Genomic DNA, 501 nt, shown 5'->3' on the forward strand with positions numbered 1-501 from the left:
CAATCTTGTGGTACAGATAGCTGTGATACAGATGCAGTATTTGATGTAACTTCAGATTATGTATTTACTAACCTTGCTTCCACTTGTGGCGCTGGTGGTACTATTCTAGTTACTTATACCGTTGCTGATGATTGTGGTAACGAAACTATACTTACTGCAACGCTTACGCTTGAAGATTCTATCGGTCCTGACTTAACATCTTGTACTGTAATAGACGAAACTATAGAATGTAATGGTACAGATAACGAAACGATCGCGAATGATTGGAATGCTGCTAACATATTAGCACTGCAATCTTGTGGTACAGATTCTTGTGATACTGATGCGGTATTTGATGTAACTTCTGATTATGTATTTACTAACCTTGCTTCCACTTGTGGAGCTGGTGGTACTATTCTAGTTACGTATACAGTTGCTGATGATTGTGGTAATGAAACCATACTTACTGCAACGCTTACGCTTGAAGATTCTATCGGTCCTGACTTAACATCTTGTACTGTA

General features: G+C 38.5%; 1 pseudogene. It reads left to right on the plus strand.

What is annotated here, in order from left to right:
• Nucleotides 1-501, plus strand: a pseudogene (locus tag ACVCXO_RS18980) (gliding motility-associated C-terminal domain-containing protein); the annotation flags it as partial.

The organism is Lacinutrix sp. MEBiC02404, assembly GCF_053601575.1.